Source organism: Cryobacterium sp. MDB1-18-1 (assembly GCF_004402735.1).
GTDB classification, from domain to species: Bacteria; Actinomycetota; Actinomycetes; order Actinomycetales; family Microbacteriaceae; genus Cryobacterium; species Cryobacterium glucosi.
Genome location: NZ_SOFR01000026.1, coordinates 154151 through 163081, shown reverse-complemented (window position 1 = coordinate 163081; position 8931 = coordinate 154151). Strand labels below are relative to the sequence as shown.

At 68.5% G+C, this 8931-nt stretch carries 8 protein-coding genes and 1 tRNA gene; 2 read left to right on the top strand and 7 right to left on the bottom strand.

Annotated elements, in window-relative coordinates:
- The 4 genes from E3O50_RS07160 to E3O50_RS07145 all read right to left on the bottom strand — a co-directional run.
- Positions 1–696 (bottom strand): DUF222 domain-containing protein (locus tag E3O50_RS07160; RefSeq protein ID WP_134560171.1); only part of this gene is annotated, 696 nt, incomplete at its 3' end.
- A 376-nt stretch (positions 697–1072) separates the two neighbouring features.
- Positions 1073–2041 (bottom strand): FKBP-type peptidyl-prolyl cis-trans isomerase, encoded by a 969-nt coding sequence (locus tag E3O50_RS07155; RefSeq protein WP_134560169.1) that lies wholly within the window; start codon positions 2039–2041, stop codon positions 1073–1075.
- A gap of 85 nt (positions 2042–2126) precedes the next feature.
- On the bottom strand, positions 2127–3260 hold the full coding sequence (locus E3O50_RS07150; RefSeq protein ID WP_134560183.1) for a tRNA (adenine-N1)-methyltransferase: 1134 nt from the start codon (positions 3258–3260) through the stop codon (positions 2127–2129).
- A gap of 32 nt (positions 3261–3292) precedes the next feature.
- The gene (locus E3O50_RS07145; protein WP_255454103.1) at positions 3293–4042 is read right to left on the bottom strand and encodes an HAD family phosphatase; all 750 of its coding nucleotides are present in this window, start codon (positions 4040–4042) and stop codon (positions 3293–3295) included.
- A gap of 81 nt (positions 4043–4123) precedes the next feature.
- Between E3O50_RS07145 and E3O50_RS07140 the strand changes: the two genes are divergently transcribed.
- Positions 4124–5074, top strand: a complete 951-nt coding sequence (locus E3O50_RS07140; protein ID WP_134446569.1) for a PAC2 family protein — start codon at positions 4124–4126, stop codon at positions 5072–5074.
- Positions 5075–5086: 12 nt separating this feature from the next.
- On the opposite strand, the gene mshC is transcribed toward E3O50_RS07140, so the two are convergent.
- Genes mshC through E3O50_RS07125 form a run of 3 tightly spaced genes read right to left on the bottom strand, consistent with a single transcriptional unit; the run spans position 5087 to position 8626 of the window.
- Positions 5087–6421 carry a cysteine--1-D-myo-inosityl 2-amino-2-deoxy-alpha-D-glucopyranoside ligase gene (gene mshC / locus E3O50_RS07135; protein WP_134560167.1) on the bottom strand — a complete coding sequence of 445 codons (1335 nt, stop codon included), beginning with the start codon at positions 6419–6421 and terminating at the stop codon, positions 5087–5089.
- 10 nt (positions 6422–6431) lie between these two features.
- On the bottom strand, positions 6432–7286 hold the full coding sequence (locus E3O50_RS07130) for an undecaprenyl-diphosphate phosphatase (RefSeq protein ID WP_134446571.1): 855 nt from the start codon (positions 7284–7286) through the stop codon (positions 6432–6434).
- Between the two features lie 14 nt (positions 7287–7300).
- On the bottom strand, positions 7301–8626 hold the full coding sequence (locus E3O50_RS07125) for a M20/M25/M40 family metallo-hydrolase (RefSeq protein WP_134560165.1): 1326 nt from the start codon (positions 8624–8626) through the stop codon (positions 7301–7303).
- Between the two features lie 149 nt (positions 8627–8775).
- On the opposite strand from E3O50_RS07125, the gene E3O50_RS07120 reads away from it, so the two are divergent.
- Positions 8776–8858, top strand: a tRNA-Leu gene (locus E3O50_RS07120).
- Positions 8859–8931: the final 73 nt, after the last annotated feature.

Genomic DNA, 8931 nt, shown 5'->3' with positions numbered 1-8931 from the left:
GATCAGGTCCGTCGTCACCGGGACACCCGCCCCGGCCAAATCCTCCGTCTCCGGGGTGATCAGCCCGGCCGCAGAGGCGACCAGGGCCCGCTCCGCCGTGAGCAGGTCATCCGGCGCCACCCGGTGACTGATCACCTGCAGCCCCGCCACGATCAACTCCGCCGTCTCCACCCCGATCTCCCCCGCTGCCAGGGCGGCCCCGACCGTCGGGAACAAGGGCGGTAACCAGCTGCTCCCGCCGCACGGCCGCGGCAACACCGCGTCGCCGAGCTTCGTGCGCCGCTTCACCTCCCGGGCCGACACCCGCGTCACCCGGGTGAGGACATCCCACGGGCCCGTGCAGCCCATCCGCCAGGCCAGACCCTCCCGGCCGAGCACCCGGGCCCTCCGGTCCACATCCGTCGCCGTGCTCACCCGGGCCGCATCCACCGTCCGCCCGATCGCCTCCACGGTGCTCAGCGCCGTCACCGCTTCTCTGTCGCCGAGCAGCCCCAGCGGGATCGCCGCCAGGGCGTCTGCGAGAACCGCCTGGGCTTCGGCGAGCCTTGCGACAGCATCCGCATACACCGACGGCACCGACCCCGCCAGACCTTCAGCACCCTCGAAACCTTCGGCACCCATGGTGGGCTGATCACCCGCGGCCACTGAATCGTGGGCCTGCGGGGTGTGTGACTGGGGATCTGAAGCTCCTGCCATACCCCGATTCTACCCCGAATCGAAGACAAAGACGAGACTTACTCACATAATTTTGCGCTTCATATTTCCACTTTCACACCTGAAGACGGTTGATTCTCCTGCCCGTGGTACCGAATTCAGGAGATCCGCCCGGGCGGGCAATACCGGCCCGCGGACCAGTGCGGACGCCCCCACCCGGCCGCAAGCATCTCCTGAATTCGACACACTCAGGCGACCCCACGCGGCCCCAGGCGGCCGCGTGGTCCTGACCAGAGATTCGTGGGGCATCCATGAAGACCCGGCTCACCGGCGAAAGCACGGGCCGGTCACCCGAAAGCACGCGGCACCCTCGCTCTCGTGAACGGAGGGTGACGCGTGCGGCAGTGGAGCGGTGGGGCTAGCCGATGCCGAGGATGTCGATGACGAAGACGAGGGTGGAGCCGGCCGGGATGGTTCCCTGCGCTGCGTCTCCGTAGCCCTTCGCGGGCGGGACAACGGTGAGGATCTGCGAGCCCACGGTCTGTCCGATGATCGCGGTCGCGAAGCCAGGGACGACGCCGCCCTGGGTCTTCGAGCCGTCGACGGCGAGGAGCTGTGCCGGCGCGCCCTTCGTCCAGCTGGAGTCGAAGAGCTTCTTCTCCGCCCAGAGGACGCCGGTGTAGTGCACGGTGACCGTGTCGCCCTCCTTGACGGTGTCGCCGGTGCCCTTCTTCAGGACGGCGACCTGAAGGTCGGCCGGCGGCGTGCCGCCCGGGATCGTGATCCCGGGGGTGCCGTTGGCGTCGAGCACGACGGCGGGAAGGCCGTTGACCGGAGTCTGGTCGGCACCGTTCGCCCGGAGCAGGTAGGTCTTCACAACGTCGATCACGAAGACCAGGGAGTCCGTCGCGGCGATCCCGAGGGTGGAGTTGCCGCCCTGGGGTCCGAACGCGTCGTCCGGGGAGACGACGACGGCGATGCGCGAGCCGGCCTGCGCGCAGGCGAGCCCGTCGGTGATGCCCTTGATGGTCTGGTCGTTGAGGGTGAGCACGTTCGCGCTCGTGCTGTCGTACTTGCTGACCTGGATCGGTGAGCCCGTCGTCCCGTTGTAGACGTTCAGTTCGATCTTCGCCTGCTGGCCGGTGACAAGCCTGTCGCCGGAGCCGGGGACGATGACCCTGCCCTGGGTCGTCCCCGTCATGAGCGGGGTCGGGAAGTCGACCTTCGGAACGGCGCCGAGGTTGTCGCTGACCGTGACGAGCTTCGAGGCGGCGCCATCGCTGATCGGTGCGACGCAGCTCGACGCGGCATCCGCACTGCTGCTGCACCCGGTGAGGGCGGCAAGCAGCAGGCCGGCAGTCGCAATGAGGGCAGAAGCTCTACGCACAGGATCTCATTTCAGTGTGGGACGTTCAGCGTGCGGCGCCCTCTGGCGCCCACAGTCGGGAGGCCGAACACGGCCGGAGCCTATCCTAACCGGCGTCGGCTGCGGTGTCGGTCGCGGCGTCGGCTGCGGTGTCGGCCGTGGTCTCGGTCGTTCGGGGCAGGTCGAGGGGCGCAGCGACGATGGCCGGGCCCCGACCGTCGAGGCCTCTGGCCTTGGAGGTGGCTGCGCCGGCCTCCGCGATCCGGACCCGCTTGCGCATGACCTTTCCGCTCACACTGCGTTCGCCGAGTGCGCCAGGGGTCCAAGCCTCGACATCCGCATCCGAGAAGTCGGTCTTGGAGGGCCGGCGCTTGAGCTCGGGCAGGATCGTGTCGGGGGCGAGACGCCGTGCCGTGATCAGGAACCCGGTGTGCCCGATCATGCGGTGGTCCGGGCGGACCGCGAGACCCTCGACGTGCCAGCCGCGCACCATGGTCTCGTTCGAATCCGGGTTCGTGTAGAACCCGGTTCCACGGATGGCCTCGGCCACCCGGGAGAGCTGGGTCACGGTCGCGACGTAGCAGAGGAGCACGCCGCCGGGCTTGAGGGCGGCCGAGACGGCCTCGAGGCATTCCCAGGGGGCGAGCATGTCGAGCACAACCCGGTCGGCCGTCTGATCCGGGACCGCGGACGGCAGTGCGTCCGCAAGGTCGCCGAGGGTGATCGTCCAGTTCGTGGGGTCGGCACCGAGGAACGTGGCGACGTTGTCCCTCGCGACGTCGGCGAACTCGGCCCGGCGTTCGAAGGAGGCGAGGTGGCCGGCCGGCCCGATCGCGCGGAGCAGCCAGAGGGACAGCGCTCCGGAGCCCACCCCGGCTTCGACGACCGTCGCACCGGGGAAGATGTCCGCCTGGGCGAGGATCTGGGCCGCATCCTTGGGGTAGATGATCGCGGCTCCCCGCGGCATCGACATCACGAAGTCGTTGAGCAGCGGGCGCAGCGCGAGGTGCTCGACCCCGACGTTGTTCACGACGACGGATGCATCGGGCAGGCCGATGATGTCGTCGTGCGCGAGGATTCCCCTGTGGGTGTGGAAGACCTTGCCCGGCTCGAGCGTGATGGTGTTGAGCTTGTTCTTGGGGCCGGTGAGCTGCACGCGATCGCCGACCCGGAAGGGCCCGCTGCTCTGGATGACCTGGGTGTATTCGCCGTTCGGGGTGATGCCGTTGCCGGCGCTCATGGTGCCGGTTTCGCTCATGTTGTCGGTGTCGCTCATGCGTGGATGTCGTCCTCGGTCGGATGCGAGCCGGAACCGGGCCGCGCGGGTACCTCGGCGACGGCAGCGCGCCGCTCGGCAAAGACAGTGTGGACGCCGGCCAGCGTGCGTCCGTGCAGGGTCGGCCACAGTTCGTACCGGGCGCTCGCTTCGATCTCGACCATGTGCGGGACCGCGATGACAACGGCGCCGGAGGCGACGGCCGCCGCAATGCCGGGCAGGGAGTCCTCGACGGCAACACAGTCGGCGGGGGTGACACCCAGCAACCGGGCGGCCGAGAGATAGGCCTCAGGGTGCGGTTTGCTCTGGAGGACCATGTCACCGGCGACGATCGCATCGAATGCGGCGAATCCGACCTGGTCGGACACCTGCTGCGCCATCCGGTGTTCCGACATGGTCACGAGGGCCATCGGGATGCCCGCGGCCTTGACCTCCGTCATCAGCTCGAGGGCGCCGGGGCGCCAGGGTGCACCGAACTCACTGAGGAGGCCCTGGACCCGCGTGGTCAGACGGTCGACGATCACTTCGGCGTCGAGGCGGACACCGCGATCCTGCAGGATGGCCGCGGAGCCCAGCAGGCCGCTTCCGACCAGAAGCATGCAATCACTGTGCGTCCAGACACCGCCGAAGCTCTCGACGAGCTCGGTTTCGGCACGCATCCAGTACGGTTCCGAGTCGACGATCGTGCCGTCCATATCCCACAGCACGGCCGCGGGCAGGGGCGAAAGAGGACGGAACGGGTTCACAGGGTCCAAGTGTAAGGGGCACCGCTTATCCTTGACTGACGGTGCTTTTCCGGGCGCCCCGGCAGATCGAGGTTTCACGCAGTGACAGATGGCAATGGATTCCTGGGCGGACGCCTCCTCGTGGTGGCGTTTGCAGGCTGGAACGACGCGGGTGAGGCCGCGACCGGTGCCGTTGGCATCCTCAGGGACCTCCTCGACGTGTCCTCCCTCTTCGAGGTGGACCCCGAGGTCTACTTCGACTACCAGTTCAACCGGCCGACGATCTCCACGGATGACGAGGGTCACCGCCAGCTCGAATGGCCCGGCGCGACCCTGTTCGGTCCTGCAGAGCCTGGCGTCGTCGGGGAGCCCCTCGCTGACGACGCACAGCTGCGCGTGAGCGGCAGCAATGCGGGCAACATCTACCTCCTGCTCGGCACAGAGCCGAGCCGCAGCTGGAAGGGATTCACCGCAGAGGTGCTCGACGCGGCCCTCGCTGCGGACATCGGCGGAATCGTCTTCCTCGGCGCCATGCTCGCGGACGTTCCGCACACGCGCCCCATCTCCATTTTTGTCTCGAGCGAGAACCCCGAGGTGCGCAGCGAGCTGCAGATCGAGCGCAGCAGCTACGAGGGTCCCGTCGGGATCCTGAGCGTGCTCTCGCACGCGGCAGAGCTCGTCGGCATCCCGACCCTCTCGATCTGGGCGTCCGTCCCCCACTACGTGCACAACGCGCCGTCGCCGAAGGCGATGCTCGCCCTGATCGACAAGCTCGAGGAGATCATCGACGTGGTCATCCCGCGCGGCGACCTCGTCACCGAGGCCGAGGAATGGCAGACCGGCATCGACACCCTCGCGGCAGACGACGAGGAGATGGCGGCGTACATCAACCAGCTCGAGCAGGCCAGGGACACAGTCGACTCGCCGGAGGCGAGCGGCGAGGCGATCGCCCAGGAGTTTGAGAAGTACCTCCGTAAGCGCGGCGACGGCCGCGACGGCCAGTCCGGGCGCGCGGACGGGCGTCCGGGTCCTGACGTGCCGCGTCAGCCGTAGCCCTCGGCCGACCTAGAGGGTGATGCCCAGCAGGGCGTCGATGGCCAGGGCCACCAGTTCCGGCGCAGCCGTGCCCGCTTCTGCGGCGGCGTCCAGGATCCGCAGCGCGGCCGGGGTGTCGAGGTCGTTGACGAGCGCTGCGCGCAGCGCGACGATGACCTCGTCCGCGTTCGCGACGGCATCCGTGTTGACGTCGTCGACCAGGTCTTCGTCCACCGTGCCATCGGCGGCGGTCGTGTCTCCGGTGGCACGACCGAAGGCCCTCGTCCAGGCCTCGAGGCGCGCCTCGGCGGCGGAGAGCGAGTCGGTGGTCCATTCCCAGTCGCTGCGATAGTGCTGCGCGAGCAGGGCCAGGCGGATGGCCCGGGGGTCGGTGCCCCCGGCGCGTAGCGCCGAAACGAGCACGAGGTTGCCGAGCGACTTGCTCATCTTCTCGCCCTGGTATGCGACCATGCCGGTGTGGCTGTACACGCCGGCGAGCGGATGCCCCGAGAGGGCGGCCGCATGGCCGGCGCTCATGTCGTGGTGCGGGAAGATCAGGTCCGAGCCGCCGCCCTGAACGGTGAAGTCCGTGCCGAGTTCGGTGAGGGCGATCACGGAACATTCGATGTGCCAGCCGGGACGGCCGGCGCCGACGCGCGAGTCCCAGGCCGGTTCGCCCACCCGGGCGGCACGCCAGAGCAGCGGGTCGAGCGCGTCGCGCTTTCCCGCACGGTCGGGATCGCCGCCACGCTGGGCGAACAGAGTCAGCATCTGCTCGCGGTCGAGGTTGCTCTCGTCGCCGAGCCGCCAGGGCGCCACCCGCTCTGCGGCGGCGATATCGAAGTAGATGTCGGAGCCCGCAGCCTCCGCCGGACCTGCGGTGTCCGAGAGCTCGGCGGCATCGACGGCAACGGCGTATGCGAGGCCGTCGTCCCAGAGCTGGGCGACCGCGTCGGCGACCTCTTCGATGACCTCGGTCACGGCGACGTAGTTGTCCGGAGGGATGATGCCGAGGGCTTCCATGTCCGTGCGGAACAGGTCGACCTGGGACGCAGCGAGGTCGCGCCAGTCGACGCCGGTGGCCGTCGCCCGCTCCAGGAGCGGGTCGTCGACATCCGTCACGTTCTGTGCGTAGTGCACGCGGTAGCCGGCATCGAGCCACACCCGCTGGAGGGTGTCGAAGGCGAGGTAGGTGTTCGCGTGGCCGATATGCGTCGCGTCATACGGCGTGATCCCGCAGACGTAGAGCCGGGCGACGTCGACCGGTTCCGCGAGCACGAGTGCTTCCGTCGCCGTGTCGTACAGGTGCGGTGCTTCGGAGTTTCCGGGGAGGACGGGGATGTCGGGGTGTCGCCAGGCGCGCATTCCAGGGCCCCTAAGCCGCGATGGTGTTGGTCGCGAGCAGGGCCATCAGAGCGAAGCCGAGCACGATGCGGTAGATGACGAAGGGCAGGAAGCTGCGCTTGGAGATGTAGTTCATGAAGAATCCGATGACGAACAAGGCGACGACGAAGGCGACGACGGTCGCGACCGCGGTCTCGGCCGGGCCGAAGATCTCCGGGGTGCAGTTGGTGGCGCCCTCGAGGCAGGGGTGCGCGATGGCCTTGTACATCTCGTAGAAGCCGCTGCCGAGCACAGCCGGGATGGCGAGGAGGAATGCGTAACGGGCGGCGGCGCGGCGCTCGTAGCCCATGAACAGGCCGGCCGTGATCGTTCCGCCGGAACGGGAGACGCCAGGGATCAGCGCGAGCGCCTGGGCGAAGCCGTAGATGACGCCGTGCGTGACCGTGATGTCCTTCAGGCGGCGCCGGTGGGCCCCGACCGCATCGGCGACACCGAGCAGCACGCCGAAGACGATGAGCACGGTCGCCGTGATCCACAGGTTGCGGAGGGTGGACTCGATCTGGTTCTGGAAGACCAGGCCGAGCACGATGATCGGGAGCGATCCGAAGATGATGAGCCAGCCCATCCGCGCGTCGGGATCACTGCGCGGGATCTTGCCGAACAGGGACTTGACCCAGTGCGTCACGATGCGCGAGATGTCCCGCCAGAAGAACAGCACGACGGCCGCCTCCGTGCCGATCTGGATGATCGCGGTGAACCGGGCGCCCGGGTCCCCGCCCATGCCGAGGAGTTCGCCGACGATGCGGATGTGGGCGCTGGACGAAACCGGGAGGAACTCGGTCAGACCCTGCACGAGTCCCAGGATGATGGCGTTGAGGAAGTTCACCGGAGCTCGCTTTGCTAGTAGGTCGACAACAGGTCGGTAAGGACCCGCCTGCCAAAGACTAGCGCGTCGAGCGGAACCCGCTCGTCGACCCCGTGGAACATTCCGGGGAAGTCCAGCTCAGCCGGAAGGCGCAGCGGGGCGAACCCGTACCCGCGGATTCCAAGCTTGGACAGGGCTTTGTTGTCGGTGCCCGCTGACAGGAGATAGGGAAGCACGGGGGCGCCCGGGTCGTGCCGGTGCAGGCTGCCGACCACGGCGTCGACGAGCGGGCCGCCGAAGTCGGTCTCCAGGCCGATGTCGCGGTGCATCACGACGATCTCGATGTCCGGGCCGACGAGGCTCGCAACTTCGGCGAGCACCGCGTCCTCCTCGCCGGGCAGAGTGCGGATGTCGATGAGCGCCTCGGCGAGGTCGGGGATCACGTTGTGCTTGTACCCGGCCTTGAGCAGCGTCGGGTTGGTCGTGGTGCGGAGGCTGGCCTGGATGAACCCGGACGCTGTTCCCGTCGCGAGCGCGAGTTCGTCCGGGCCGACGCGCTGCGGATCGACGTCGAGGATCCGGGCGATCTCGGCGAGCAGCTGGGTCGTGGTGTCGGTCAGCCGGATCGGCCACTCCCGGCGGCCGATCGCCGCGACGGCCGTTGCGAGCTTGGTGACGGCGTTGTTCCGGATGCGCCTCGAGCCGTGGGCGGCGTCGCCGCGGGCGACGAGCTTGATCCAGATCAGGGCCTTCTCCCCCGTCTGCAGCAGGTAGGCGCGCTGGCCGCCGAGCGTGATCGAGTACCCGCCGACCTCGCTGATCGCCTCGGTGGCGCCTGCGAAGAGCTCCGGGCGGGTGTCGACGAGGTAGTGCGAGCCGAGCACTCCCCCGGCCTCTTCGTCGGCGAAGAACGCCACGATGAGGTCACGGGCCGGTGCCTCGCCCGCGCCGAGGATGTCGCCCAGTGCCGCGAGGATCATCGCATCCATGTTCTTCATGTCGACGGCACCCCGGCCCCAGAGTAGGCCGTCCTTGATGACACCGGCGAAAGGGTCGACCGACCAGGTCTCCGGGTCGGCGGGGACGACGTCGAGGTGGCCGTGCACGACCAGGGCGCCCGCGTCGCGGTTCCGGCCGGGCACGCGCACGACGACACTCGTGCGCCCCGGCTCCGAGTCGAAGAGCTCCGGCGCGAGGCCGAGGCCCCTGAGGTGCTCGGCGACGTACTCCGCGGCATCCGTTTCACCGTTGGAACGGCCCTCGCCGTAGTTCGTGGTGTCGAACCGGATCAGGTCGCGGGCGAGTTCCGCGGTCAGATCGAGGGGTGTTGCCGGATCGGTGTCGTCTGCCCAGGAAGCCATGACTTCACGCTATCGGTTGTCGCTGCGGGGAGCTGTCCCGGGGGTTCACGGACTGTCATGTGCGGGTGTGCGGTCGGGTTGTGCGGGAAGGCCTCGAAATCCGTGCTAGATTATTGACTCGTCAGCCGGTCACCGGCTGGCCAGCACCAGCCCGGGTGGCGGAATGGCAGACGCGCTAGCTTGAGGTGCTAGTGCCCTTATGGGCGTGGGGGTTCAAGTCCCCCCTCGGGCACAGAATGAAGATCCGGTAGTCCAGGTTCTTCGCTGTGAGAAGAAATAGGTCGAGACATCCAACGGATGTCCGG

Coding starts and splice junctions, on each gene's coding strand:
- mshC (WP_134560167.1), bottom strand. CDS start 6,421: ATGCGCGCCTGGCGACACCCCGACATCCCCGTCCTCCCCGGAAACTCC.
- E3O50_RS07150 (WP_134560183.1), bottom strand. CDS start 3,260: ATGAGCGCCGGCAACGGCATCACCCCGAACGGCGAATACACCCAGGTC.
- E3O50_RS07125 (WP_134560165.1), bottom strand. CDS start 8,626: ATGGCTTCCTGGGCAGACGACACCGATCCGGCAACACCCCTCGATCTG.